At 31.5% G+C, this 26,456-nt stretch carries 24 protein-coding genes; 10 read left to right on the forward strand and 14 right to left on the reverse strand.

All coding sequences use genetic code 11. The features are described from left to right. Positions 1-348: 348 nt before the first annotated feature. Complete coding sequence (locus NH341_RS06625; RefSeq protein WP_159613575.1) at positions 349-1,119, forward strand: LytTR family DNA-binding domain-containing protein; 771 nt, start codon at positions 349-351, stop codon at positions 1,117-1,119. Positions 1,120-1,152: 33 nt separating this feature from the next. Beyond that, a complete protein-coding gene (locus NH341_RS06630) occupies positions 1,153-1,911 on the forward strand; it encodes an ABC transporter substrate-binding protein (protein ID WP_159613573.1) in 759 nt (252 codons plus the stop codon). Here the strand turns inward: NH341_RS06630 and NH341_RS06635 are convergent. Together NH341_RS06635 and NH341_RS06640 are read right to left on the reverse strand one after the other, a co-directional pair. After that, positions 1,894-2,091: a hypothetical protein gene (locus tag NH341_RS06635; protein ID WP_047788449.1), complete on the reverse strand. Its 198-nt coding sequence runs from the start codon at positions 2,089-2,091 to the stop codon at positions 1,894-1,896. The genes NH341_RS06630 and NH341_RS06635 overlap by 18 nt on opposite strands. Positions 2,092-2,318: 227 nt before the next feature. Further along, positions 2,319-3,188, reverse strand: coding sequence for a DUF5694 domain-containing protein (locus tag NH341_RS06640; RefSeq protein ID WP_253056118.1), 870 nt, complete (start codon positions 3,186-3,188; stop codon positions 2,319-2,321). 206 nt (positions 3,189-3,394) lie between these two features. Here NH341_RS06640 and NH341_RS06645 point away from each other — a divergent pair, with 206 nt between their 5' ends. Continuing rightward, positions 3,395-4,423 carry a sensor histidine kinase gene (locus NH341_RS06645; RefSeq protein WP_173359871.1) on the forward strand — a complete coding sequence of 343 codons (1,029 nt, stop codon included), beginning with the start codon at positions 3,395-3,397 and terminating at the stop codon, positions 4,421-4,423. Next, positions 4,420-5,139 (forward strand): LytTR family DNA-binding domain-containing protein, encoded by a 720-nt coding sequence (locus NH341_RS06650; protein WP_253056120.1) that lies wholly within the window; start codon positions 4,420-4,422, stop codon positions 5,137-5,139. Before NH341_RS06645 ends, NH341_RS06650 begins: the two co-directional genes overlap by 4 nt. Position 5,140: 1 nt before the next feature. On the opposite strand, the gene NH341_RS06655 is transcribed toward NH341_RS06650, so the two are convergent. From NH341_RS06655 to NH341_RS06670, 4 genes are all read right to left on the reverse strand, one after another. Further along, on the reverse strand, positions 5,141-5,848 hold the full coding sequence (locus NH341_RS06655) for a DUF4197 domain-containing protein (protein WP_253056122.1): 708 nt from the start codon (positions 5,846-5,848) through the stop codon (positions 5,141-5,143). A 53-nt stretch (positions 5,849-5,901) separates the two neighbouring features. After that, a complete protein-coding gene (locus NH341_RS06660; protein WP_159432107.1) occupies positions 5,902-6,066 on the reverse strand; it encodes a DUF5522 domain-containing protein in 165 nt (54 codons plus the stop codon). A gap of 82 nt (positions 6,067-6,148) precedes the next feature. After that, positions 6,149-6,676 carry a DUF4136 domain-containing protein gene (locus NH341_RS06665; RefSeq protein ID WP_159613565.1) on the reverse strand — a complete coding sequence of 176 codons (528 nt, stop codon included), beginning with the start codon at positions 6,674-6,676 and terminating at the stop codon, positions 6,149-6,151. 11 nt (positions 6,677-6,687) lie between these two features. Further along, complete coding sequence (locus NH341_RS06670) at positions 6,688-8,682, reverse strand: urocanate hydratase (RefSeq protein WP_253056124.1); 1,995 nt, start codon at positions 8,680-8,682, stop codon at positions 6,688-6,690. Between the two features lie 297 nt (positions 8,683-8,979). Between NH341_RS06670 and NH341_RS06675 the strand changes: the two genes are divergently transcribed. The 3 genes from NH341_RS06675 to NH341_RS06685 all read left to right on the forward strand — a co-directional run bounded on the left by NH341_RS06675 (position 8,980) and on the right by NH341_RS06685 (position 13,948). Further along, positions 8,980-9,303 (forward strand): hypothetical protein, encoded by a 324-nt coding sequence (locus tag NH341_RS06675; RefSeq protein ID WP_047788453.1) that lies wholly within the window; start codon positions 8,980-8,982, stop codon positions 9,301-9,303. 70 nt (positions 9,304-9,373) lie between these two features. Beyond that, positions 9,374-12,814, forward strand: a complete 3,441-nt coding sequence (locus NH341_RS06680; RefSeq protein WP_253056126.1) for a methylmalonyl-CoA mutase family protein — start codon at positions 9,374-9,376, stop codon at positions 12,812-12,814. A gap of 207 nt (positions 12,815-13,021) precedes the next feature. Next, positions 13,022-13,948 (forward strand): M43 family zinc metalloprotease, encoded by a 927-nt coding sequence (locus NH341_RS06685; RefSeq protein ID WP_159613559.1) that lies wholly within the window; start codon positions 13,022-13,024, stop codon positions 13,946-13,948. Positions 13,949-14,008: 60 nt separating this feature from the next. Here the strand turns inward: NH341_RS06685 and NH341_RS06690 are convergent, their stop codons facing one another. From NH341_RS06690 to NH341_RS06700, 3 genes are all read right to left on the reverse strand, one after another. Then, positions 14,009-14,719 carry a YqjF family protein gene (locus NH341_RS06690; protein WP_159489879.1) on the reverse strand — a complete coding sequence of 237 codons (711 nt, stop codon included), beginning with the start codon at positions 14,717-14,719 and terminating at the stop codon, positions 14,009-14,011. 92 nt (positions 14,720-14,811) lie between these two features. Next, positions 14,812-15,195, reverse strand: coding sequence for a hypothetical protein (locus NH341_RS06695; protein WP_253056128.1), 384 nt, complete (start codon positions 15,193-15,195; stop codon positions 14,812-14,814). 762 nt (positions 15,196-15,957) lie between these two features. Beyond that, positions 15,958-16,464 (reverse strand): GbsR/MarR family transcriptional regulator, encoded by a 507-nt coding sequence (locus NH341_RS06700; protein ID WP_253056130.1) that lies wholly within the window; start codon positions 16,462-16,464, stop codon positions 15,958-15,960. A 149-nt stretch (positions 16,465-16,613) separates the two neighbouring features. Between NH341_RS06700 and NH341_RS06705 the strand changes: the two genes are divergently transcribed. The 3 genes from NH341_RS06705 to NH341_RS06715 all read left to right on the forward strand — a co-directional run bounded on the left by NH341_RS06705 (position 16,614) and on the right by NH341_RS06715 (position 18,204). Next, positions 16,614-16,988, forward strand: a complete 375-nt coding sequence (locus tag NH341_RS06705; protein WP_125343505.1) for a hypothetical protein — start codon at positions 16,614-16,616, stop codon at positions 16,986-16,988. 129 nt (positions 16,989-17,117) lie between these two features. Further along, positions 17,118-17,600: an RNA polymerase sigma factor gene (locus NH341_RS06710; RefSeq protein WP_047788669.1), complete on the forward strand. Its 483-nt coding sequence runs from the start codon at positions 17,118-17,120 to the stop codon at positions 17,598-17,600. After that, entirely contained in the window at positions 17,584-18,204 is a 621-nt protein-coding gene (locus NH341_RS06715; RefSeq protein ID WP_047788463.1) for a hypothetical protein, read from the forward strand. The genes NH341_RS06710 and NH341_RS06715 overlap by 17 nt, the downstream gene beginning before the upstream one ends. Positions 18,205-18,242: 38 nt before the next feature. On the opposite strand, the gene NH341_RS06720 is transcribed toward NH341_RS06715, so the two are convergent. The 5 genes from NH341_RS06720 to trpB form a co-directional block, all read right to left on the reverse strand. Beyond that, entirely contained in the window at positions 18,243-18,959 is a 717-nt protein-coding gene (locus NH341_RS06720) for a hypothetical protein (RefSeq protein ID WP_253056135.1), read from the reverse strand. Between the two features lie 6 nt (positions 18,960-18,965). Beyond that, positions 18,966-21,071, reverse strand: coding sequence for a DNA helicase RecQ (gene recQ / locus NH341_RS06725; RefSeq protein WP_253056137.1), 2,106 nt, complete (start codon positions 21,069-21,071; stop codon positions 18,966-18,968). A gap of 67 nt (positions 21,072-21,138) precedes the next feature. Continuing rightward, positions 21,139-24,306 carry a S41 family peptidase gene (locus tag NH341_RS06730; RefSeq protein ID WP_253056139.1) on the reverse strand — a complete coding sequence of 1,056 codons (3,168 nt, stop codon included), beginning with the start codon at positions 24,304-24,306 and terminating at the stop codon, positions 21,139-21,141. 66 nt (positions 24,307-24,372) lie between these two features. Further along, the gene (trpA, locus tag NH341_RS06735; RefSeq protein WP_253056141.1) at positions 24,373-25,143 is read right to left on the reverse strand and encodes a tryptophan synthase subunit alpha; all 771 of its coding nucleotides are present in this window, start codon (positions 25,141-25,143) and stop codon (positions 24,373-24,375) included. Positions 25,144-25,271: 128 nt separating this feature from the next. Further along, on the reverse strand, positions 25,272-26,447 hold the full coding sequence (gene trpB / locus NH341_RS06740) for a tryptophan synthase subunit beta (protein WP_173359880.1): 1,176 nt from the start codon (positions 26,445-26,447) through the stop codon (positions 25,272-25,274). Between the last annotated feature and the right edge of the window lie 9 nt (positions 26,448-26,456).

The following is a 26,456-nucleotide window of genomic DNA, read 5'->3' on the forward strand; positions in this document are numbered from 1 at the left end:
TAAATCTAAAGGCTATAAGTTTTTGTTAACAGATATTTGAAGTTAACATCCTTTATTTTGATGCGAAAAAACAATTTTAAGAAGTGAGACTTAAAAAGAATAAAACAACCAAATACTAAATAATGTTAATTTTTTTAAAAAAACTTATTTTAGTTCAATTAGAAAAAGATTCTTCTTTATTTTTGCAGCGTCTTAATATTATAATTAAATATTGGTCCCCTTCAATGTCTATAGAGCTAATTTGACATTCTTAAATTTTGGCTTTTATTTTAACTAATTTTTAACTAGCTTAAATTTAAGGCTCTCATTAGGTTCGAATGTTATATCTGTTAAGAAAACAAAATGTAAATGAAATTATCTATTCTAATCGTTGATAACGAAAAAGCTGCTAGATTAAGGTTTAAAAAATTACTAAGTAATTATAATTTTATAGAAATTATTGATGAATGTTCTAATGGCTTAGACGCTATAAAGAAAATCAACACTTTAAACCCAGATGTTGTATATCTTGACACCAAAATAAACGATATGACTGGGTTTGATATTATCGAAAAAATAACTCTACCTAAAAAGCCTATTTTTATTTTCACAGCTTCTTCTAACGAACATGCTGTGAAAGCTTTTGACTACTTTGCTTTTGATTATCTTTTAAAACCATTAAAAGAAGATCGTTTTTATGCTTCTATTAAAAAGGTTATTGATTATAAGAAAATAGAAAAACTTTCAGATTTAGATAACATCATAGATCTAGTAAAAGAGAAGACTCCCATTGAAATGCCTGTAAAAGGAACCAAGATTAATATTAAATCGGGAAACAAAATAATTTTCTTAGAACGAAACGCTATTAAGTATATATCCGCTTCAGGTTATTATGTAGAAATTTTCACTACTGATAATAAAAAGTATCTACTACGTGAATCTTTATCAAGCATAATTAAAAGGTTAAACTCTAATTTTTTTGTTAGAATTCACAGATCTACTATAATCAACTCTAATTTTATTGATGAGATCATCACTTCCAATTATGGTGAGACAGATGTAAAAATTAACGATAACAAAACCTTTAGAGTAAGTAAAAGCTATAAAAAAGATTTTCAAGAACTTATGGGAGTTAAATAACAATCCTTTCTTTTGAATCATTAATTTTGTTTAATGAACACTAACAAAAAATATAAAAGAATTATTTCTTTAGTTCCTAGTCAAACAGAACTTTTAGTTGATTTAGGTCTCGAAGACAATATATTAGGAATAACAAAATTTTGCGTTCACCCAACACACTTAACTAAAACAAAAACTATTGTTGGTGGCACCAAAAACATAAAAATAGATAAAATTAAAGAGCTTCAACCAGACATTATTCTTTGTAACAGAGAAGAAAACACCAAAGAAATAGTAGAAGCCTGCCAGCAAGTAGCATTTACCCATGTTTCTGATATTTTTACACTTACAGACTCCATAGAGTTAATTTCTTTGTACGGAAGTTTTTTTGAGAAGCAAATTGAAGCTAAAAAAATAACTAATAAATTAGAGTCAAAAATAATTGATTTTAAAAAGTTTATTGAAAATAAAAAAAGTAGAAAAGTTGCTTATTTTATTTGGAGAAATCCTTGGATGGTTGCAGCAAGTAATACGTTTATAAATCACCTGCTAGAATTAAACAAATTTGAAAATGTTTATGCTAACGAAAAAAGGTATCCAGAAGTTGATATAAAAAATATCAATAAGAAAAAACCAGAATTAATTTTACTTTCTTCTGAACCTTTTCCTTTCAAAGAAAAACACATTCTTGAGATTATAGAACACACTAACAACCTGACTCCTATCTTGGTTGACGGTGAATACTTTTCTTGGTACGGTAGTAGACTGTTAAAAGCTTTTGATTACTTTAAGGAGTTACACAACAGGGCTTGACATATCTTCATCTAAATATTTTATTCTATTTAGTTTTTCCAATATCTTCATCGCTTTGAATGCTGAGCGATCACTTTTACACTCATCTTCATATTTATAATCATTAGCTGTCTCAACCAACCTTAGATATCTCTCTTCAAGATGTTTTCTGTATCTACGTAATTGATTAATTCTTGACATTTATAATTGGGTTAACACGGCTTATAAATATACATAATTATTTGATTTACAAAAACATAAAAACCTACAAATAATAAAAAAGGGGAAAACCCTCTTTTATTATAATTAACAACCCTTATTCTGTAATTTACAAATCATATTTCTACTCTTAAAATCTTCAAAAAATATCATATACCATCCAAAAATTATTTTTTTATCTAAACTATCTCTATAAAACTTCTTCTATTTTATAGTAAACTACTGAATTCTACAAAGTCATATTCTGGGGAATATTCTATCACATGCCTTAATACAGACGCATGTCCATTACCTATAACTACTAAAATCCTATCTTCTTTTGTATGGTCTATCTTCTGAATATTTCTAAAAATTCGAAGATTACGGTTATACCACCAAATAGATAAAAAATCTGCACCTCTATTATTATCCAATTTAAAATCTCCAACCAAATAAGCACCGTAGTTATTTTTGTGCCCCTCAATAGAATTCATGTGTTTAAAATATTCTAGTAAATTCACTTTAGAAGGAATTTTAGCGTCCTCATCAAATGATTTTTGAACCATTTTACTATAAGGATCACCTGATTTAAAGTCATAATCTTTCGATAACTCTTTCATGAACTCAGGGTTTAATTTAGACAAATCATTACTTAATGTATTTGCATCTATAGAGTAAATAGTATCTAAATTAAAATCATTTGCTATACGCATCCCTAACTGATAATCTTCACCTCTTTCGTTTCTGTGCTCCCCTTTTTTATATTCTTTATACCTTTTATTCATATTCCAACTTGGTTTTGCTTCAATAGCTACTTTAGTTGGTTTAAACTTTTTGATATATTCTACTAATTCTGTTACTTCTGATTTTTTTGGCTCCCTTAGCACATCTATCTTATCATTTTCTTTTGTTTTAGTATAATCTAACCCTGGATAAGAAAAATGAAAGGTTCCAACCACCAACACTTTGGTTTTACTACTTGGATAATAAGATGCATAAGGCTTCAAAATTGCCTGGTCTTTATCTAATAGTTTTTTTCCTTTATTTTGACAAGAAAATTGTAACAATACCCCAAATAACAATACTAAATATTTTTTCATTCTTTTGTTTTTAAAATTCTACACAAGAATACATCGTTAATTCAGCCTATTAGTTTTTATTACACCAACTCCGATTTCTTTTACACAAGTAGTTTCTTTTAACAAAAAACTCATGTTAGTTTTACAAAAACATGCTTTTGTAATAACAAAACATTGATTTGTCCTATTTTTAATCTCTTAAAGAATATTCCACTTATTTTTGAATAATGAAGTTTTCAAAAGAATTAAAATACAACTTACTCATTATAGCCCTACTAATTTTATTAGATTTTGGTTGGAATTTTTTTACCTCATCTAACAGGTTACCTATAAATTACTCCCTCCTTTTTACACTAACATTTAGTATTAGTTTTTTTACTGTATATTTTCTTAACTACTACTATTTACTCCCTAGACTTTTTAATACGAAAAAGTATATACTATTTGGAGCTTCGGTTATTTTTATGGTTTTTGTTTTTGCAGGAATTCGTTTTTTACTAGAAGAAATTCTATCTCCCATATTATTCAATATTAATAATTACAACATTAACAATCAAAGTATAGTTTTTACTTATTTTTTCGATAGCTTCATTTTCAGCTTTAAAGCTTCTTTATATAGTACTCTGGTATATTTATTTTTTAGATATAGAGAAAACAAAAACAAACTTCATTTATTAGAAATAAAACATCAACAAGCACAATTAACCACTTTAAAATCTCAAATAAGCCCACATTTTTTATTTAATGTACTTAATGGTTTTTACATAGAATTATATGATGAACAACCAGAAACTGCTAACGACATTTTAAAACTCTCACATCTACTACGTTATGTTACTTATGAAACATCTGAAAATTTTGTTTTGTTAGAAAATGAAATACAGTTTCTTAATGACTATCTACACTTCTTTAAACGTAGATATGAAAGTAATTTTTATGTTAGTTTAACTATTCACGGAAATCCTAAAAGCCATAAAATACCATCGTTAATTTTAATCAATTTTATTGAAAATGTTTGTAAGCATGGAGTTATAAACAACCCGAATAAACCTGCCAATATAAACATAACTATTGATGATATTAGCTTGGTAGTTACCACTGAAAACCACACAAACACTTCTGAAAAATATATGGAAACTGGTATTGGAACCGAAAACATTCGAAAAAGATTAGAAGTTCTATATAATGACAATTTTTTACTAACTTTTCAGCAAAGTAATAATATTTTTAACGCATACCTACAATTTCCATTATGAGTAAACAACTAACTTGTATTATCATTGATGATGAACCGCCAGCTATTCGCTTGTTAGAAAAGTATGTAGATAAAGTTCCTTTTCTTTCAGTAAACAGCACTTACACAAATCCGTTAGAAGCCTTAATAGAAATAGAAAAAGGGACTATTGATTTAGTTTTTTTAGACATACAAATGCCTGAAATTACGGGCATACAATTGTCTAAAATTATTAGTAATAAAACTAATATCATTTTTACGACCGCTTATCCTCAATTTGCCCTAGAGAGTTATGATATTGCTGCTATTGATTATTTACTAAAACCTTTTGATTTTGATCGATTTTACAAAGCTGTTTTAAAAGTTCATAAAAAAATTACCAAGTCAGACCAAAAAATAAACCAGAACACTGAAAATGATTATTTCTTTCTAAAAACAGATGGAAAAAAAAAGTTTTCAAAAGTTTTTTTAGATGATATTCTATTTATTGAAGGCTTAAAAAACTACGTTTCAGTTTACTTAAAAAATGAGCGAATTATTACTTACAGCACCTTAAAAAACCTAGTAAGCAGTTTACCTGAAGATAATTTTATCCAAACACACAGGTCATACATTATTTCAATTAAGGCTATTGATAAAATTGAAAATGATTCATTATGGATACAAAAAAAAGAACTTCCTATTGGTAACACCTACAAAAAGTCCTTTTTTGAAAAAATTGCTAGTAAGCAATTATAATTTATCTATTATCCTGCAAAGCAAAAACTTGACGTAATAACGCTGTATTACGTAATCCTACTTTATTACGTATACCTTTTTCTTCAACCGCAATCATAGTAAACACACCATCTAACGCTTCAGTTGTTACATAGTCTGTTAAGTCTGGATTCACTTTTTTAACAAACGGAATACTATTGTATTTCGTGATTAAGTTTGACCAAATTTTATCAGCTCCTACTTTCGAAAATGAGTTTTTAATAACTGGATTAAACTCAGCATATAATGCAGAAGTTGTTTTTCCTTCTAAATAAGAAGTCGCTGCGTTATCAGCTCCTAATAAAATATTTTTTGCATCTGTAAACGTAATTTCCTTAACGGCGTTCACAAAAATTGGAGTTGCTGTTTTTACAGCATCCTCAGCAGTTCTATTAATTGCTTTTAATCCTTCATCAGCTAAATTACCTAAACCTATCTTTCTCAACCCCTTGTCTACTGCTTGTAATTCCTCTGGTAATAAAATTTTTACCAAGTCATTTTTATAAAAACCATCTTTTGAAGTTAATTTAGTTACTTGATGCTGAATTCCGTTATCTAAAGCTTGACGCAAACCATTACCAATCTGTTCTTGTGTTAACACCCCTCCTTGTGGTAATTGATTTACTACTTTTTGTAATTCTGCACATCCCATAAAAGTAAGTGCAATAAAGAATACTGTAATTTTTTTCATGTCTACTTGTTTGATTTTATCTATTAGAAACAATAAACTATTTATTGTCACATTTATTTGAAACTATCGGTATTTTTATCATATCCATACGGACAGTGTTTACAACCACTTTTACAACAATATCCTCGTCGTAAATGATACGCTTCTTTAAAAACCCTATACCCTTGCTCATTAGTATAATACTCATCAGGAGTGGGTTTTAATATCTTATTTCTCATACTACAAATATCATAAAAAAATACGTTAAACAGACTTTATAGCTCTGCTTAACGTATTTGTATATCTTAAAAAATTTGAATCTTACTTTTTAGCGTTAGGTGGATACTCCGCCATAATCTCAGCCACAAATTCTTTAATACGAGCTTCCTTTCTTTCTACACTACTTGTACTCAAAGCTCCCGTTCCTATCCCTTGCCATACTAACTCTTTTTTGTCAGCATCTAACAAATCAATAAACAACGTACCTTCGGTATATTGAGAAACAGTTACTGGACTTGGTCCATAATACCATGGATAGTAAAATCCTCCATAGAAATTATCATTCACATTAATACGTTCACGAGACTTTGTAAACAAACTCACTAAAACATCTGGGGTAGCTGACTTTGTCATCCCTTTCGCCGTCAACTCTGCTTCAATAGCACGCATAATACGTTTTTTATCTAAATCAGAGATTGGAGCTTTGTCTATACCTGTTTTGTAAAACGCAAACGTTTTGTATTGATTAAAATCTGTTTGTGTATCATAATCCGTTACTACTCTTACTGAACTACATGAAGTAATTAGTAAAGCTACAATTGGCAAAAAAAGTAATTTTAAATTTTTCATTTTCTAAGAGTTTACATGTTTTCTAATAACGCATCGTCCACTAAGCTTGGAAGTGTAACTTTTAGTTTCTTTTCAACTTCCATGGCACGTTTAATAGCAAAAACAGCTTCATTATTTCGTGCCCAACTACGTCTTGCTATTCCGTTATTCACATCCCAGAAAAGCATTGATTTTAAGCGCCTTGATGCATCTTTAGAACCATCAAGAAGCATGCCAAACCCTCCATTAATTACTTCTCCCCAACCTACTCCACCTCCATTGTGAATAGAAACCCAAGTAGCTCCTCTAAAACTATCTCCTATTACATTATGAATTGCCATATCTGCTGTAAAGCGCGAACCATCATAAATATTAGAAGTTTCACGGTAAGGTGAATCAGTTCCAGATACATCATGATGATCACGACCTAAGACTACTGGGCCAATTTTTCCTTTCTTAATTGCTTTGTTAAACGCTTCTGCTATTTTCATACGTCCTTCAGCGTCTGCATATAAAATACGTGCTTGTGAACCTACAACTAACTTATTTTCTTGCGCTCCTTTAATCCACTGAATATTATCTGCCATTTGTTGTTGGATTTCTTCTGGAGATTTTTTCATAATTTTCTCCAATACCTTACAAGCAATCGCATCCGTTTTGGCTAAATCTTCTGATTTTCCTGAGGTACATACCCAACGGAAAGGCCCAAAACCATAATCAAAACACATAGGCCCCATAATATCTTGTACATAACTAGGATATTTGAACTCTCTTCCTAACGTCGGATTTGGGTTCATTACATCAGCTCCTGCTCTACTCGCTTCCAATAAAAAGGCATTCCCGTAATCAAAGAAATACGTTCCTTTTTCTGTATGTTTATTAATCGCTTTTGCGTGACGACGTAAGGTTTCTTGTACTTTTTCTTTAAACAACTCTGGATTATTCGCCATCATTTCGTTTGATTCTTCAAACGACATATCTACTGGATAATAACCTCCTGCCCATGGATTGTGCAACGATGTTTGATCTGAACCTAAATCAATATACACATTTTCTTCAGCAAACTTTTCCCAAACATCCACGATGTTTCCTAAATATGCTAACGAAACAACTTCTTCGTTTTCCTTTGCTTTTCTAACACGTGCTACTAATTCATCTAAATCGGTGATTTTTTCATCAATCCAACCTTGATCTAAACGAACCTGCGTTATTTTCGGATTCACCTCAGCACACACTGTAATACAACCTGCTATATTTCCTGCTTTTGGTTGCGCACCACTCATTCCTCCTAAACCAGCAGTAACAAATAAATTACCTTTTGGAGACTTTCCTATTTTTCTGAATCCGTTTAACACAGTAATTGTTGTTCCATGTACAATTCCTTGTGGACCTATATACATGTAACTTCCTGCTGTCATTTGCCCATATTGAGTTACTCCTAACGCATTAAACTTTTCCCAATCATCTGGTTTTGAATAATTCGGAATCATCATACCATTGGTAACCACTACTCTTGGTGCATCTTTATGTGATGGGAATAATCCCATTGGGTGTCCTGAATACATTACCAAAGTTTGTTTATTGGTCATTTCAGATAAGTACTTCATGGTTAATAAATACTGTGCCCAATTAGAAAATACTGCTCCATTACCACCATAAGTAATTAATTCGTGAGGATGCTGTGCTACTGCATAATCCAAATTATTTTGAATCATTACCATAATCGCTTTTGCTTGCTCTGATTTCCCTGGATACTCTTCAATAGGACGCGCATACATCTTATAATCAGGACGGAAACGATACATATAAATTCGTCCGTACCTCTCTAATTCTTCAGCAAATTCTGGTAATAATGCTGAATGATGTTTTTTATCAAAATAACGCAATGCATTACGTAAAGCCAATTTCTTCTCTTCATCAGTTAAAATTTCTTTACGTTTTGGTGCGTGATTTATGGTGGTGTCATACTCCTTTTTTGGAGGTAATGTAGTAGGTATTCCTTGTTTTATTTGTTCTTTAAAAGTCATTTTATACGGTTTATCGTTTCCAATTAAAAAATGAAAACATATTAATTTTAAATCTGTTTATAATCGTAAAAATGAAGAAACTATGGATAACGGATATCGGCTCTGTGGTACTGAGCTTCAATCCTCTTTTTATATTTTAGAGTTAAAAAATCCATTTCTTTGAAGTTTGCACAAATATAAGTCTATACAGTTAAAAACAGCATCTTTAAAAAGTATAAATTTTTCTTCTTCTTGTATTTTTACTCTTGTCCTAACAATAAATTGTACCTTTGGTAAGTTTATTGCATGAACAAGTTTATGATATTTATTTCAAAACATATAATACCAAAAGGATTTTCTGGAATGACATTATACCCTTTTATATTCTTAAAAAGAGAAGATTTAAAAGGTGATCCTGTTTTAATAAATCATGAAAAAATACACTTAAAACAGCAATTAGAGTTACTAATTGTCTTCTTTTATCTTTTCTATTTTTTAGAATGGCTTATTAAGCTATTAATTTATCGAAAAACATCATTAGCTTATAAAAACCTAAGTTTTGAACGAGAGGCCTATCAAAATGAACATAATTTAGAATATATCTCTACTCGAAAGAGATGGGCATTCCTTTCTTATTTATAATTGTTAAAACATCCGTCTATTTTTTAAGATTTCCGTAAATTGCGTACCCGAAAATTAAGACAATTTACGAATGGAACAAATAACTCCCTATAAACCTAAACACAAAGTACGAATTGTAACTGCGGCTTCTTTATTTGATGGACACGACGCTGCCATTAATATTATGCGCCGAATTATTCAATCTACTGGGGTTGAAGTAATTCACTTAGGACATGATAGAAGCGTTGAAGAAGTAGTAAACTGTGCTATTCAAGAAGACGCAAATGCAATTGCTATGACTTCGTACCAAGGTGGACACAACGAGTACTTTAAGTACATGTACGATTTATTGCAAGAAAAAGGAGCTGGACATATTAAAATATTCGGAGGTGGTGGCGGAGTAATTCTACCAGAGGAAATCAAAGAATTGATGGACTATGGAATTACTCGTATTTACTCTCCTGATGATGGTCGTGAATTGGGATTACAAGGAATGATTAATGATTTAGTTCAACAATCAGACTTTGCCATTGGAGATGCATTAAATGGAGAAGTAGATAAATTAGCCGATAAAGAAGTTGGCAGTATTGCTCGTGTAATTTCTGCTGCGGAGAACTTCCCTGAAGTTGCTAAAGAAGCTTTAGAAACCATTCATAAAAAAAATAAAAACTCCAAAACTCCAGTATTAGGTATCACGGGTACGGGTGGTGCTGGTAAATCGAGTTTAGTTGACGAATTAGTTCGTCGTTTCTTAATTGATTTTCCAAACAAAACTATCGGATTAATCTCTGTTGATCCTTCAAAAAGAAAAACAGGTGGAGCTTTGTTAGGTGATCGTATTCGTATGAATGCCATCAACAATGAACGTGTATACATGCGTTCATTAGCTACACGTCAATCCAACTTAGCCTTATCTAAGTATGTAAACGAAGCGGTAGAAGTTTTAAAAGCTGCCGAATTTGATTTAATTATTTTAGAGACTTCTGGTATTGGACAATCAGATACAGAGATTATCGAACATTCTGATACTTCTTTGTATGTAATGACTCCCGAATTTGGTGCTGCAACACAGTTAGAAAAAATCGACATGCTTGATTTTGCTGACTTAGTAGCCATTAACAAATTTGATAAAAGAGGAGCTTTAGATGCTTTACGCGATGTAAAAAAACAATACATGCGTAACAACAATTTATGGGATGTTCATATGGATGACATGCCTGTTTTTGGAACCATTGCATCTCAATTTAACGACCCAGGAATGAATTCGCTATACAAAGCGATTATGGATAAATTGGTGGAAAAGGCGGGAGCTGATTTACAATCTACTTTTGAAATTACGAAAGAAATGTCTGAAAAGATATTTGTAATTCCACCTAGTAGAACACGTTATTTATCTGAAATTTCAGAAAACAACCGCGCTTACGACAAAAAAGTTGATGAGCAAGAAAAAGTAGCTCAGAAATTATACGGAATCTATCAAACCATCTTATCTGTCATTCCGAACGAAGTGACGGAACCTTTCCTTACTAAAAACGGAATTGACCAAGATGAAATTCAGAAACAAGTTCAGGAGGAAGAGCAACCATTTATAAAATTATTATTTGCTCAATTCGATAAAGTAAAACTAAATCTTGACCCACATAACTGGGAAATTATTTTAAACTGGCAAGACAAAGTAAAAAAATATAAAGATCCTATTTACTCGTTTAAAGTACGTGATAAGGAAATTAAAATAGAAACACATACTGAGTCACTTTCGCACACACAAATTCCGAAAGTAGCGTTACCAAAATACCAAGCTTGGGGTGATTTATTACGTTGGAATTTGCAAGAGAATGTCCCTGGAGAATTTCCTTATGCTTCAGGATTATATCCATTTAAACGTACTGGGGAAGATCCAACACGTATGTTTGCTGGTGAAGGTGGTCCTGAACGTACCAACCGTCGTTTTCATTATGTGAGTTTAGGAATGCCAGCAAAACGTTTATCTACAGCATTTGACTCAGTTACGTTATATGGAAACGATCCAGGACACAGACCTGATATTTACGGTAAAATTGGAAATGCAGGAGTATCTATTTGTTGTTTAGACGATGCTAAAAAATTATACTCTGGTTTCGATTTAAGTCATGCTATGACTTCTGTTTCTATGACTATTAATGGTCCTGCTCCGATGTTATTAGGATTCTTTATGAATGCTGCTATCGATCAGAATTGTGAAAAATACATCAAAGAGCACAAACTAGAGAAAAAGGTTGAAGCTAAACTTAAAGAATTATATGACGATAAAGGTATAGAACGTCCTAAATATAATGGAGAACTTCCTAAAGGTAATAACGGATTAGGATTACTACTTTTAGGCGTTACAGGTGATCAAATTTTACCTACGGATGTATACGCTGAAATTAAAGCAAACACTTTAGCACAAGTACGTGGTACGGTTCAAGCAGATATTTTAAAAGAAGACCAAGCACAGAATACTTGTATTTTCTCTACGGAATTTGCATTACGTTTAATGGGTGATGTACAAGAATATTTTATTGAGAAAAATGTTCGTAATTTCTACTCAGTATCTATCTCAGGGTATCATATTGCAGAAGCTGGTGCGAATCCAATTACACAGTTAGCCTTAACCTTAGCGAATGGATTCACTTACGTAGAATACTACTTATCAAGAGGAATGGATATCAATAAGTTTGGACCAAACTTATCGTTCTTCTTCTCTAATGGTATTGATCCTGAATATGCCGTGATTGGTCGTGTGGCACGTAAAATATGGGCAAAAGCTTTAAAACATAAATACGGAGCGAACCCTAGAGCTCAAATGCTAAAATATCATATTCAAACTTCTGGACGTTCATTACACGCTCAAGAAATTGATTTTAATGATATTCGTACAACACTACAAGCGTTATATGCGATTTACGACAACTGTAACTCGTTACATACAAATGCTTATGATGAGGCAATTACAACGCCTACAGAAGAATCTGTACGTCGTGCGATGGCAATTCAGTTAATCATCAATAAAGAATTAGGATTAGCTAAGAATGAAAATCCAATTCAAGGCTCATTTATTATTGAAGAGTTGACTGATTTAGTAGAGGAAGCTGTGTTAACTGAATTCGATAGAATTACGGAGCGTGGTGGTGTTTTAGGAGCAATGGAAACGATGTACCAACGTTCTAAAATTCAAGAAGAGAGTTTATACTACGAAACCTTAAAACATACAGGTGAATTCCCAATTATTGGAGTAAACACCTTCTTAAGTTCTAAAGGTTCTCCAACGGTTACTCCACAAGAGGTGATTCGTGCTACGGAGGAGGAAAAACAATTCCAAATCAAAACGAAAGAAAACTTAAACAAAGCACATGAAGATAAAATAGAACAGCTTTTATCTGAAATGCAATCGGCTGCTATTAACAATCAAAATCTTTTTGAAAAATTAATGGATGCTACTAAAGTTTGTTCGTTAGGTCAGATTACTTCTGCTTTATTTGAAGTTGGTGGTCAATACAGACGAAACATGTAAAAGGCAATGCCTTTAAATAAATATTTAAAGCCTCACTTAAATTTAAGTGAGGCTTTTTATACTTTTAAATATCTTCTTTATTAAAGAGTTTCTATTCCTTAAACTTTTGTTTTAAAATAATAAAATGTTAAATAAAAAAATTACACGCAACCTTTCTATTTCTGTAGCGTCTAATCAATAATAATTTGATACAACTCCATTAATTCTATGAAAAAAACCTTTTTAATAACTACTCTTTTCTCTTTACTATTTGCTTGCAGTAGCGAAACTAAAATTGATTTACCAGAAAATCCAGAACCTCCTTTAGATAACTTAGAAGTCTACACCTTACCCGTAGTCGTACACATAATACATGGCGGAGAAAGTATAGGCGAAGGCTTTAACCTAGCTACCGAACGTATTAAAGAACAAATTCAATCTTTAAATCACGACTTTAGAAGAGTAGCAGGTACTTTAGGAGAAAACAACTCCCCACTTAGTAGTGACTCTTTTATTCAATTTAAACTTGCTGAAATAGACCCTAACGGAAACCCAACTAACGGAATTAACCGTATTAATTATTACGACAACACTCCCGTAAGAGGTGATAAAGACAGATTTGATTGGCTTCCTGAGTTTGAATATTGGAACCCTAATAAATATATCAACATTTGGGTATATGGCGGATATGCCCCTAATACATTTGCTGGTGCAGCTTCTTTTCCTACTACTAACTTACCTGGAATAAAAGATGAGTTAAAAACCATAGGTGATGGTATTTTAATTAATGTTCATCACTTTGGAAAATCCGATGTTTCTGGAGGTCTCAATCTTGGTAAAACATTAACCCACGAAATGGGACATTTCTTAGGTTTATTACATATTTGGGGAGCTGCTCTTGAAGGAAAACCTTGTTCTGACCATGACGATTTTATTGAAGACACACCACCTGTAAGTAGTTCTATTGATGGTTGTGATGGAGCAATTCCAAAAGCTTGTGACGGACAACCTGCTCCTGTAAACAACTATATGAATCTTACTGATGATAAATGTATGAATGTATTTACCAAAGGACAAATTAAACGAATGAGATATGTACTTGAACATGCAGAAAGAAGAAAAACACTAATTACTTCTGATGTGATAAATAGATAACTTACTATTAAAAATTTTAACTAAGCAAATAAGTAGAAATAGTTTTATCTCTACTTATTTTTATAAAACTCTTTCAGTACGTAAAACTGTTTTGTTTTCAACACTTATTTCAGAACCTCCTAGCAAAAATACAGAGCTAGGTTTTTGACTCTGTAAAAAAGAAAAATGCGCTCCATAAGTAGCAGTAAAATCAACATCTATTTTATAATCTGTCACTAGATAATAACTCCAAGTAGGGTGCTTCACTTCGTATTCAGTAGTTTTACTTTCACTCTTAGCATATCCCCAATAATGCTCTGCTATAAATTCAATTTCTGTATTCGGTTCAATAGCTATTGATTTTGATAAGCTTTCAACTGATATTGAATTCCATTTCTTATTTATTTTCCATTGATACGATATTTTTAACTTATTATCTTTCTCTACCCAACTATGTTTCATGGGTAATGTTTGATAGTTTTCTTTATAAATAGTATTCGCTACAAAGGTTATAGCTGGCTTGGGTACTATTTCTTTTATAAAAACTACCCCTCTCTTATCTTTTCTTTTTACATAAAATCGAAGATTTACTTCTTCAAAATTTACATGAAAAGGAACTCTTACACCTAATAAGTTTGTATTTAAGAACATAAATCCCACAACACTTATATAGCATTTATTTTCATAAAAATCTAACTTAGTACCTTTAGGTATATACTCTTTTAGCACTTCTGGATTAACCTCATAATTTACCATGACCAATTTTCGCCATTCTGCTTTTAAAAAACTCATATAATTCTATTTTTTTATTAATTTACAAACCTCATAAGTATTTTACTTATGAGGTTTACTTACTCTTTTTCTAATTTGTTAAGTAATTTCCCCTAACTATTCTCTTGTCTATTTAGCTTTAAATATTCCATTTTACTTGCTTTTCTACCTTTCAAAAAGAAAATGATAAAGAAAATCATAACAATTCCCAAGTAAATAGAAAAGCCTCCAATTTTAGCACTTAGTGCTTCAACTAAACTTTTATAATTTGTCAGACTATAAACTTGAATAATTCTTAATGCAAACCCTATGTTTAATAGGTAAAAACCAATTTTAAATAGCTTGTTCGTAGCAAATGCTATTTCTTGTTTTTGATTAAAAATATCTAACATAAAAATCTTACTGTTTTTAAATAAATGCTGAGAAACAAAAGTTGTTAAACCAATGCTAATAGGTAAATAAATTAAATACGCTATTAATTCTAAATTTCCATTCATAACTATTACTTTTTTAAATGTTTGTGAATTAAATGAACCATATAGATATTACTAAAATGTAGTATTCCAATAACTAATAAAATAAAACTGAACCTTAAACATAACTCTACCAATAAAGTATTTATGCCTTCTATTTCATTTATAGAGTTTAAGCTCCAAATAGCCAATCCTATGTTTAAGCAGTAGTATGAAACAAGTAATGTGTTATTTATTGCGTTACCAGTTGACAAATCATTAGGAAAATAATTTTGTGTGTAGATTTTTCCATTTTGAAAACAAAGGCTACCTACATAAAAAACAACTGCTATAGAAAAAGTTAAATAAGATATATAAGTGAGTAGTATCATTTCGCTAATATTGATTTTAATTTTTCTATAAAAAGAGTTATGAATAAAGCCAATATTACCGGTATAGTATATAGAATATATTTCATAATTAAAATCTCTTTTTCTTTTTCATAGACTACAGTGAAAAATATAATTAGAAAATAACAAAGCACAGTGGCTAAGTAAATTATCTGAGAAAATTTTAAGTATCTATTCATCTCATTCCACAGATATAGTGTAGTAAAACCAAATAGTATTTGAAAAAAACCTAAGGGTATAGCCAATAATGCTGCAATTGCTAAACAATCATTCTCAATTACACCTAATATTAACAAAACTATAAAGGGAAGCATTAAAAATCTATTAATACAAGAGATTACAGATATTGTATATTTCATATTTTCAGAAATTTTTGAAAGTTACTATTTAAATTTTTTTACTTTTTTATCATTTTGGTAAAGTTAGATAACAACCAATGTTCATCAGCCTTGATTGCATTTTCTAAAATGCCATTTACAGTTTTGGTAACAGATGATAAATCATTCATTACTTTTTTAAAGGCTTCTGCTTCTTCAGAGTTCTCTTTAACACCCTCTTGTAACTCATCTAACACTTTTAAAACAGGTTCAATTTCCCTTTTCTTACGCTCTTTCGTTACCTGTTTAAATAGTTCCCAGATATCCTTGTCCGCGACAAAAAACTCTTTACGCTCTCCCACTACAAACTCTTTACTTACAATTCCCCAGTCAATCAAAGCACGAACATTCATGTTTACATTACCTCTAGAAATTTTTAGAGTTTCCATAATTTCATCGGCTGAAAGTGGTTTGGTTGAAACCAATAATAAAGCATGGACTTGCGCCATGGTTTTATTAATTCCCCAATTGGTGGCTAAACTACCCCAAGTATGAATGTATTTTAATTTTGCATTTTCTAATTTCATACTACAAACATACAAAATTTCATTAAACTTTCAATAATTTCTGAAAATAAAAAAACAAAGATTTTAACCTAACTAAAAACGGTATTTTTCCTTGAAAACGAATAATAAACATAGCATACTTTACTATTTTCTAATCAAACAACATAAATATGAGTACACAATTGTATTTTATTACATCTGGTAAAATGACTATCCAATTAAACGGAATGGCCTTTGGTAAACATTTAAAAGATCCTGTAAAAAACATAAAACATTTCGGAACGAAACAACATAGTCTAGAATTAGTTTCTAATAACCCAAATAACTTTACTGATTGGGGGATTATAGAATTGATAGACCTACATCCTTCAATGGGACAGTTAACTGTATCTATTGATTGTGATGATTGGGGATGGTTCGGTACTGCCCAAATTCAATTAAAAATGAACAACCAAATTGTACTTAACGATAATTTTCAATCGGGAGTTAAAGGTCCAATAGGCAATCCACTTCGTATAAAAAGATTTCCTATTACCAATTTTTAAACTCTATTATTACACAAAAAACATTTTATTATCCTTACAATTAATTTTGTAAGGTTTTTTATTTTCAAAAAAATGAAACTTTCTTGTAATAATTTTACTTTTCAGAATACCTATCAAGAAAACCAAATTTTGAGTAACGATTTTTATATAACATCCATTTTACCACATGCTGGTATTATTATTAAAATATGTAGAGCTTATACGGACTCTCAGGAAGACTTTGAAGACTTTTATCAAGAAGCTTGTTTACAAATATGGAAAAGCAGAGATGCTTTCCAAAACAAATCGAAATGGTCTACTTGGATATACAGAATTACGCTAAATGTTTGTTTAACCTTAGCGAAGAGAAATGCTAAAAAAGAATATTCTTTAGAGAAAACTCCCAATTTATCGGAGGATAATAAAGCTTTTCAAAACGAAGATTTAAACTTGTTATATGATGCTATTAAAAAATTATCTGAAGTCGACAGAGCGATAATTTTACTGCATTTAGAAGAAAATCCTTACAAAGAAATTGCTGCAATTATTGGAACTAGCGCTAACAATATTGCAGTACGTATTAACAGAATTAAAAAACAATTAAAAATAATATTAGATGGAAAAATCAATTGAAAAAAGATGGAATGAAGCTTTTCTTGACGAACAATCATTAATAGCTCCAAAAATTAACGATATATACAACCAGAAGTCTAAATCGGTTATTAATAAAATTAAAAGAACCTATGAGTTTGACAATAAAGGGTTACTTCCTATGGCAGGAATTGTAGTTATCGGTGGGATTCTTTTATCTGAAACTATTATTGGTGCATACGGTGCTTTTTTAATCCTAAGCTTGTACTTCTTTAATACAAGATTATTAAAAAGATTTAAGACTATTGATGTTAAATCTGACAACTTAACATATTTAAAGAACTACAGAAGTGTAATTAACTCGGTATCTAAAGCCACAAAAAAGTTATTTGTTTTTGCAATTCCACTAGCTATTGTATCAATTTTTGCTCTGGCTTACGGTGTGAAAGAGAAAAGTTTTTTATCTAACTATATTTCCAGTGACTCTTCATTCTTACATATTATAGGAGTTGGACTCATCGTAGCAATTGTGACTGGAGTTATTGGTTTCGTGGTATACAACATCTCTACTCGAATTTTATATCACAGTCTTATATCAAAACTAGACGATATTATTAAAGAAATGGAAGAATTAAAAACTTCTTAATTAATCATAAATCAGAATTGTTCTTTTATAATTCTGGTTTATTTTTTTGTTCTGGTTCGTTTACGAAGTTTAAAAATTCTATCGTCATAATAGACTTTTAGTTCGTCAACAAATGACATAGGATTTTTGTATGTTGTTAAAACTTTATAAGTATAACTATCTAACAAATTGGTTAATTGCTTTTCTAAACGTTCTACCTCATTTGTTAAATAAGTAGTGTTGCTAGTTGTTTTTTTTACTAATGTTATATCTTTATTAAAACTCAACGCTGTATTACCTCCAAAAATATGAGCATGAAAAGCCTCTAACTCTTCCAAGCTTCCGTTTTGATATATTTCAATCAGCTTTGTTGTTGTTTCTAATGCTTTTTGTTGCTCATTTTCTTGCATCGAAAATTTATCAGGATGCACATACAACATTGCTTCTTTATATAATCTCTTCTTCTCTTTTTGATTGACTTTCTCTACTTCTTCTTTTTTCGAAACAGGCACAATACCTGTATATTCTTTGTAATTTTTACCTTTTCGCTTTTGTACTAACCTTTTTTCCTTTTTAGCTTTCTTTTGTGCTTTATATAAGATGGTTAGCTCTCGTTCTTCTATTAACAAATCAGCAATTGAATTTCGTAACGATTGTTCAAAAGGAAGCAGCTTGGTTTTAATTGCTTCAATCTTACCTTTTAACGCTTTGATTTTCTCTTCTAAGTTTAAAATAGCGTCTGAATTAGCATCAATAGGAAAATGGTTCTCGTTCATAATACACTATCCTTTCCTTTGTAAAATGGTCAATCCTACTCGTATTTTTTCATACGGAACTTTCTCTCCTAAAAACTCAAAATAAGGTTTTAAAGCTGTCTCATTTTTCAATACTTTTTTTGCATTAGCTACCAAAGCTAATGTATCTGCCTCTATAAACTCATCCAAACTCACATCTTTTCCTTCTAGGTATAACTTAGATAAATGAGAAAAAATAGTGGTAGGTTTTAACCCTCGGCTCTCTGCTATTTCTTCAACCGTAAATCCTTCTTTATATAACTTAAACGTTTCTAAAGTGGTATCTTTTTTAGTTTTCTTCTTTTCGTTTAAAAAAGTTTTGATTTCTTCCATAAACTCAGCTCCATACACTTCTAATTTTCGCTGTCCCACTCCACTTATTGCTAGAAATTCTTCGTCAGATTGTGGTCTTTCATTCTCTATTTCTTTAAGTGTAGCATCATTAAAAACTAAATATGTTGCAATATCTTCTTCTTGGGCAATGCGATAACGCAGTTTTCTCAAACGCTCAAATAACGTGTCTTTAACTGCTTTTTTCTTTTTCTCTTTTGTTACCGTTTTTACTTCCTTTGTAAACGCTACTGGAGTTGTTAATTGTACTTTTTCTCCTTCAAAAAGCACTTTATTCGAAAACTCGGTAAGCTGTAAACTGTTGTTTAAATGAAAAGCTATTTGACAATATCCTTGATTAGTTAACTGAATTAAATAATGTTGCCAATCTCTCCAAGAAATATCGTTACCAACACCATAGGTTTTTAGCTTATCATAGTTTCTATCTAAAACCGTGGCATTTTTTGCTCCTCTTAACACATCAATCACCGTTCCCATAGCTTCTTTTCCTTGCAATCGATAAATAGCTGACAATCCTTTTTGCGCAATAACTGTTCCATCAAAAAATTGGGGTGGATTCTTACACACATCGCAATTCCCACAGTTTTCTTCAATCAGTTCTCCAAAATAACTGAGTAATATTTTTCTTCGGCAAACCGTAGCTTCAGCAAATTGCTTCATACGTTCTAATTTTGCCTCTTGAACTTCTTTATTTCCTGTGTTTTCTATAAACTGACGTAGTTGAATAACATCTGCATAACTATGAAATAATAAAGCCTTTGCAGGTAATCCATCACGACCTGAACGTCCTATCTCTTGATAATAGCCTTCAATGTTTTTAGGCATGTTATAGTGTATTACCCAACGAACGTTCGATTTGTCAATTCCCATTCCAAATGCAATAGTCGCGCAAATTACTTCACAATCATCTTTAATAAAAGCCTCTTGAGTTTTAGCTCTTTCTTCAAAAGATAATCCTGCGTGATATGCCTTTGCATCAATGTTATTTTCTTGTAATTTTTTTGCTAACTGCTCCGTTGCTTTTCTACTCAAACAATAAATAATTCCTGCTTCATTAGGTCTTCTTTGAATAAACTTAATAATTTGTTGTACTCTATCGTTTGCTGGACGAACTTCTAAAGCAATGTTTTCTCTGTTAAAAGAACTTATAAATTGTGTAGCATTGGATACAGCTAACTGTTCTAAAATATCTTGTTGCGTTGCTTTGTCTGCCGTAGCCGTTAGTGCTACAATAGGAACTTCTGGTAACGATTTTTTTAAAAATGCTAGTTGTTTATAAGAAGGACGAAAATCATGCCCCCAAGCAGAAATACAGTGCGCCTCATCAACAGCAATACAACTTATATAAGATTGGTTTAATACATTTTGAAGCAATGATAAACTTTCAGGAGCAACATATAGTAGTTTTATACTTTTTGAAGCTACTGCATCAAATACTTGTTGCTGCTCTTCAGTTGATTGACTACTGTTAAAAAAAGTTGCAGGGATTCCGTTTGCTTTTAAGCTATCTACTTGATCTTTCATCAAAGCAATTAATGGAGAAATCACCAACGTAACACCTTCAAAAAATAATGCTGGTAATTGGTAACAAATAGATTTTCCTCCACCTGTTGGCATAATAACCAACGTATCTTTTTTTGCTAATATATTTTCAATTATAGCTTGTTGCTCTAAACGAAAACTATCGTATCCAAAATTTACCTTTAATTTTTCTAACAATTCTTGTTCTGTAATCTGCATCATTTGGCAAAAATAGGAATAAAAAAAGCGCAGAGTTTAAACTCTACGCTTGATCTTTTTTTAGTTCTTATTACTTAATATCTTGTAACAACACCTCAACTGCTTTTTTTAACTGAGCATCTTCTCCTCTATCCTTCCATCCTGGTGCATTTTTCACTAAATAATCTGGTACTGCAGGAGCTTCGTTCTCCATATTTTTTCCTGATTTTTTCACATACCATGCTCTAAAAGGCATACGAATAAATCCGTTTTGTAAGCGTTTTCCTCCTGTAGAAATTACTGCTCCAAAAGTTGGTTGCCCTACTAATTTTCCTAACCCTAAATTTTTAAACGCATGTGAAAAAATTTCTGCGTTTGAATAACTATTCTCATTGCATAAAGCTACCATTGGTTTTGTGTTTACTGATAAAATAGCTCGCTCGTTAAACGGATAATTTTTATTGAACTTTTTATGATTTTTTAAACTTTTTGCTGCTCCTCTCGGAACTGTATATGCATGTTGATCTACATTTAACACCGCCATTAATCGGTCAGTAGTCCAACCACCACCATTGTAACGAACATCAATTACGATTCCTTTTTTACCATAACCGCTTGCTTTTAATTCACGCTCAAAACGCTCGAAACTTGGCATGTTCATTCCTTGAATATGAATATATCCTAACTGACCGTTAGAATATTCATCCACCAATTTCTTTCTAGAATTTACCCATTCTTCATATTGCAGCCTTCTTAAGGATCTTTCTGGACGTAATACTACATCTTTATCATTATCTAAACTCAATAAAATCTCTTTAGTTTGTGTATTCTTTAGTAAACTGTAAAAATTAGTATTCTTTTCTATTTGTTGTCCATTAACTGCCGTGATAATATCACCAACTTTTAACTTACTCGTTGATTTATCTGCTACTGAATTTGGTAATACATAAGAAACTTTTACACCTTTTTTAGTATTTTCTACTTCTAAACCTAATACGCCAACTTTATCGCTTGCATTTCTAGGAGCACTTCCTCGGTAGCCCATATGACTCGCATTTAACTGTCCTAAAAGTAAGTTAAACATATAAGTGTAATCTTCGTGTGTGGTTGCTGACAATATCCAAGGCTTGTACTTCTTTACTAAAGCATTCCAATCATACCCATGAAATTCTGGATCGTAAAAACCAGCTGTTAATGCACGAATTCCTTCTTCAAAAACCTGTTGATACACTTCTTTTCTATTTGTTGTGTACGTCGCACTGTGAGGCAATCTTGTTACTTTATCTGATTTTGTATTTAATTCAGCTAATTTTCCTCTTGAAGTAAAATAAATTTTCCCTTTGTTTTCAGTAAAGTTTCGTGCATTAGCAACTCCTTTTACTAATTTTGGCTTGCTACCATCCCATTTAACTTTATATGTACTTCTTTTTTCTGTAGCAGGGTTGGTTGCTGAAAAATAAATGAAATCACTATCTGCACTAAACACAGGACTATACTCATCATCTTGTAAAGAAGTAACCTGTACTAAACGGTCGTAAATTTTATCTTCATCTATTTTTACAACTACCTTTTTCTTCTTTTTTTTGCCTTTTTTTGCGTCTTTATCTTTAGAAGGCTCTTCTTTCTTCTCAGGATAATAAGCTCCTTCTTCGTGATCTAGTTTTGACTTTTCCCAATCTGATTTTTCCAACCAAACCATCCAAACATCGTAATTGATTCCGCTTCTGTTTGATAAAAATGCTAACTTTTTTCCGTCAGCACTCCAAACTGGATTGCGGTCACTTCTAGGATGCATCGATACATTCATTTTAGTAGAAGGATTCTCTACAGATTGAATAAAAATTTCGCTATCAAAATTTAAGTCCTCTTGAGAATACGCTATATACTTACTGTCTGGACTCCATGAAACTCCTTCAGCAGCTGCCCAAGAATTAGAGTATTCTTTAACATTTGCTATTTTTCCTTTTTTAATATCAGCAATCATTAAAATTCCTCTTCCCACCTGATAAGCTATCTTCTTTCCATCAGGAGAAACTAAGGAATATTCAATATCTTCTTTGCTATTTGTTAGTTTAGAAACTTTTGTTTTTAAACTACGGTGCAACCCCACCAAAGTATCTGTAGAAACTGCACTGTACAACTGATAAACTCCGTCTCTATCTGAAGAAAAAACAACTGTTTTATCGTCTAACCACTGTGGATTAATATCTCTATACGGATGCTTACTCACATTGTTTGAGCGCTTCTTTTCTTTATTATTCTCCTTTACAAAGATTTCTCCATTAATTTCTAATGCTACGTTTTTTCCGTTAGGTGAAACTGCATAATTACCAATGTTTCCTGAAACTGTTTTAGTTTCTTCTTCTTCAAAACGATTATCTGAAACAATATCTAAGTTAATTTTTTGAGTTTTTCCATTTTCTAACTTGAAAGTATCTGCTCCACTAGTATATACAATCGTTCCATTATTACTTACTGAAAATGTTTGTACACCGTCTTTTGTTTGATTTGTTAATTGAGTAGCTATACCATTAGCAGTTCCATTTGCAGAAATTGCTTGTTTATAAATATTATAACGTCCACTTTTTGCTCCGATGTAGTATAAATTCCCCACTGCATCCCAAACAGGAGAGTGATCATTCTTGTTACTTGTTGTTATTTGATGATATTCATCTGTTTCAGTATTATAAACCCAAATATCACGTTGCGCAGAACCTGAGTAATCTTCACGAGCAATACGGCATGCTCCTTTGGTAAAAGCGATTAATTTTCCGTTAGGAGATACCGAGGCCATTTCACCATAAGCAGTTAATAATCGACGAGGTGTTTCTCCCTTTTCATTAACTACATACATTTGTTTATCCCACTCTGGACCTCTTAACACACGACCAGTCGTAAAAACAATATCTCCTTCTTTTGTCCAATCTGTAGGAACATTGGCTGTTGGGTAGTATGTTAACTGTTTAGGAACTCCTCCTTTTATAGAAGTTACAAATACATTATCATTTCCCTTTCTATTGGATGAAAACGCAATTTCAGTTCCATCTGTGCTCCAAACAGGGTTACTTTCGTAACCTTTATGAATGGTCAATCTTTTTGTTTGCTGATTGTTAAAGTTATATAGCCAAATATCGCCATAATAACTAAATGCCATTTGAGAAGCGTCAGGGCTTATCACAGGCTTACGAATTAACGTATGCTGTGCAAATAAAAGATTACTTGCTAATAAGGCCACCCCTAAGAATATCTTTTTAGTCATGTTATTTGATTTTAAATCACCAAATTACTTTATTATGACTAAAATTCTCTTAAAATTAGGAATATATTAACAGTTCTTAACAGTTCTCACAAAATTACTTATCTCTTCAATCCCATTTTTTTCTAATTCTTTAATAAAAGCTGAACCTATAATAGCTCCATTCATGTACTCGCAAGCTGTAGTAAAAGTTTTGTTATCTGAAATACCAAAACCTACAATCAACTTACTTTGCAAATTCATCGCTTGAATTCTTTTAAAGTAATTTATTTGTGCTGATGAAACTTCACCTTTGGCTCCCGTAATAGATGCCGAAGCAACTACATAAATAAAAGCATTTGTTAAAGAGTCTATCTTACGAATACGTTCATCTGAAGTATGTGGAGTGATTAAAAACACGTTTGTAATTCCGTATTTTTCAAATAACTGCTGATAGTGATTTTCGTATTCAACCATTGGTAAATCGGGAATAATTACCGTATCAATGCCACAGTCCTTTACTTTTTGACAGAATTTATCTTCTCCATATTTAATAATCTGATTCAAGTATCCCATCACTACTAATGGCGTTTTATTCGTTTCTTTTATAGAAGACAACTGTTCAAAAACCACGTCGAGATTCATACCGTTTCTCAACGCTACATCACTACTATGCTGAATAGTTGGTCCATCTGCAAGTGGGTCAGAATATGGCAAACCTACTTCTATAAAATCTACTCCACTATTACTTAACTTAGCAATAACTTTTGTAGTATCTTCTAGTTTTGGAAAACCTGCGGTAAAAAAAATTGATAATAAATTGTTTTCCTTTTTATTGAATATATGTTGAATTGAGTTCATTTTCTATGGTTTTGTCAGTTCGAGTGATTTTCGACTTTAGGAGAAAATCGTATCGAGAACTTATTACATCTCGATACAAATTTATTCGTTCCTCTCAAATTCACTCGATGTGACATTCTTTTTAACTATTAGCTTAAATGTTTTATATACGTTTCTAAATCTTTATCACCTCTACCTGATAAATTCACCACAATCACCTGATCTTTTTGTAAATACATTTTTGGTAATACTGCTAATGCGTGTGCACTTTCTAATGCCGGAATAATTCCTTCTATTTTTGTTAGTTCGTAAGCAGCTTCTAATGCTTCTTTATCCGTAGCATTCATAAATGTTGCTCGTTTTGTTTCATGCAAATAAGCATGTAACGGTCCCACTCCTGGATAATCTAACCCTGCCGAAATTGAATAGGGTTCTACAATTTGTCCGTATTCATCTTGCATTAAAATGGTTTTACTCCCATGAATAACTCCTACTTCCCCTAATTGTGACGTTGCTGCACTTTCTCCAGAACTCACTCCTAATCCTGCTGCTTCAACTGCAACTAGTTCCACTTCTTCATCTTCTAAATAATGATAAAAAGCACCTGCTGCATTACTTCCTCCACCTACACAAGCTATAATAGTATCAGGATTTTCTTTCCCTGTTTGTTCTTTTAGCTGTACTTTCATTTCTTCTGAAATCACTGCTTGTAATCGCGCTACCATATCTGGATACGGATGTGGACCTACCACAGAGCCTATTAAATAATAGGTATCTGGATGCTGAATCCAATAACGGATGGCTTCATTCGTAGCATCTTTCAAGGTTTTGCTTCCACTAGTTGCTGGTATTACTTTAGCACCCAACATTTTCATACGGGCTACATTCGGCGCTTGACGTTGAATATCAGTTTCTCCCATGAAAACAACGCATTCTAATCCCATTAAGGCACATACTGTAGCTGTAGCCACTCCATGTTGCCCTGCACCTGTTTCTGCTAAAATTTTAGTTTTTCCTAAATGTTTTGCGATTAGAATTTGACCAATGGTATTGTTTACTTTATGCGCGCCTGTATGATTTAAATCTTCTCTTTTTAAATAAATAGCTGCTCCATACTTTTCTGATAACCTTTTTGCTAAATACAGAGGACTTGGACGACCAACATAGTGTTTTAATAAATCTTTATATTCCTCTTGAAATTCTTCAGATTCTATAATTTTTATATAATTATCTTCTAATTCTTTTACGTTTGGGTATAACAATTCTGGTATAAATGCTCCTCCAAATTGTCCGTAATATCCGTTATTGTCTGGTTGAAATTTCATATAATTTGT

This window comes from Tenacibaculum sp. XPcli2-G (assembly GCF_024124505.1).
GTDB classification, from domain to species: Bacteria; Bacteroidota; Bacteroidia; order Flavobacteriales; family Flavobacteriaceae; genus Polaribacter; species Polaribacter mesophilus.

What these genes read in the sequence shown, in the direction of transcription:
- NH341_RS06625 (WP_159613575.1), top strand. Translation starts at nt 349, where the DNA reads ATGAAATTATCTATTCTAATCGTTGATAACGAAAAAGCTGCTAGATTA.
- NH341_RS06630 (WP_159613573.1), top strand. Translation starts at nt 1,153, where the DNA reads ATGAACACTAACAAAAAATATAAAAGAATTATTTCTTTAGTTCCTAGT.
- NH341_RS06635 (WP_047788449.1), bottom strand. Translation starts at nt 2,091, where the DNA reads ATGTCAAGAATTAATCAATTACGTAGATACAGAAAACATCTTGAAGAG.
- NH341_RS06640 (WP_253056118.1), bottom strand. Translation starts at nt 3,188, where the DNA reads ATGAAAAAATATTTAGTATTGTTATTTGGGGTATTGTTACAATTTTCT.
- NH341_RS06645 (WP_173359871.1), top strand. Translation starts at nt 3,395, where the DNA reads ATGAAGTTTTCAAAAGAATTAAAATACAACTTACTCATTATAGCCCTA.
- NH341_RS06650 (WP_253056120.1), top strand. Translation starts at nt 4,420, where the DNA reads ATGAGTAAACAACTAACTTGTATTATCATTGATGATGAACCGCCAGCT.
- NH341_RS06655 (WP_253056122.1), bottom strand. Translation starts at nt 5,848, where the DNA reads ATGAAAAAAATTACAGTATTCTTTATTGCACTTACTTTTATGGGATGT.
- NH341_RS06660 (WP_159432107.1), bottom strand. Translation starts at nt 6,066, where the DNA reads ATGAGAAATAAGATATTAAAACCCACTCCTGATGAGTATTATACTAAT.
- NH341_RS06665 (WP_159613565.1), bottom strand. Translation starts at nt 6,676, where the DNA reads ATGAAAAATTTAAAATTACTTTTTTTGCCAATTGTAGCTTTACTAATT.
- NH341_RS06670 (WP_253056124.1), bottom strand. Translation starts at nt 8,682, where the DNA reads ATGACTTTTAAAGAACAAATAAAACAAGGAATACCTACTACATTACCT.
- NH341_RS06675 (WP_047788453.1), top strand. Translation starts at nt 8,980, where the DNA reads ATGATATTTATTTCAAAACATATAATACCAAAAGGATTTTCTGGAATG.
- NH341_RS06680 (WP_253056126.1), top strand. Translation starts at nt 9,374, where the DNA reads ATGGAACAAATAACTCCCTATAAACCTAAACACAAAGTACGAATTGTA.
- NH341_RS06685 (WP_159613559.1), top strand. Translation starts at nt 13,022, where the DNA reads ATGAAAAAAACCTTTTTAATAACTACTCTTTTCTCTTTACTATTTGCT.
- NH341_RS06690 (WP_159489879.1), bottom strand. Translation starts at nt 14,719, where the DNA reads ATGAGTTTTTTAAAAGCAGAATGGCGAAAATTGGTCATGGTAAATTAT.
- NH341_RS06695 (WP_253056128.1), bottom strand. Translation starts at nt 15,195, where the DNA reads ATGAATGGAAATTTAGAATTAATAGCGTATTTAATTTATTTACCTATT.
- NH341_RS06700 (WP_253056130.1), bottom strand. Translation starts at nt 16,464, where the DNA reads ATGAAATTAGAAAATGCAAAATTAAAATACATTCATACTTGGGGTAGT.
- NH341_RS06705 (WP_125343505.1), top strand. Translation starts at nt 16,614, where the DNA reads ATGAGTACACAATTGTATTTTATTACATCTGGTAAAATGACTATCCAA.
- NH341_RS06715 (WP_047788463.1), top strand. Translation starts at nt 17,584, where the DNA reads ATGGAAAAATCAATTGAAAAAAGATGGAATGAAGCTTTTCTTGACGAA.
- NH341_RS06720 (WP_253056135.1), bottom strand. Translation starts at nt 18,959, where the DNA reads ATGAACGAGAACCATTTTCCTATTGATGCTAATTCAGACGCTATTTTA.
- recQ (WP_253056137.1), bottom strand. Translation starts at nt 21,071, where the DNA reads ATGATGCAGATTACAGAACAAGAATTGTTAGAAAAATTAAAGGTAAAT.
- NH341_RS06730 (WP_253056139.1), bottom strand. Translation starts at nt 24,306, where the DNA reads ATGACTAAAAAGATATTCTTAGGGGTGGCCTTATTAGCAAGTAATCTT.
- trpA (WP_253056141.1), bottom strand. Translation starts at nt 25,143, where the DNA reads ATGAACTCAATTCAACATATATTCAATAAAAAGGAAAACAATTTATTA.
- trpB (WP_173359880.1), bottom strand. Translation starts at nt 26,447, where the DNA reads ATGAAATTTCAACCAGACAATAACGGATATTACGGACAATTTGGAGGA.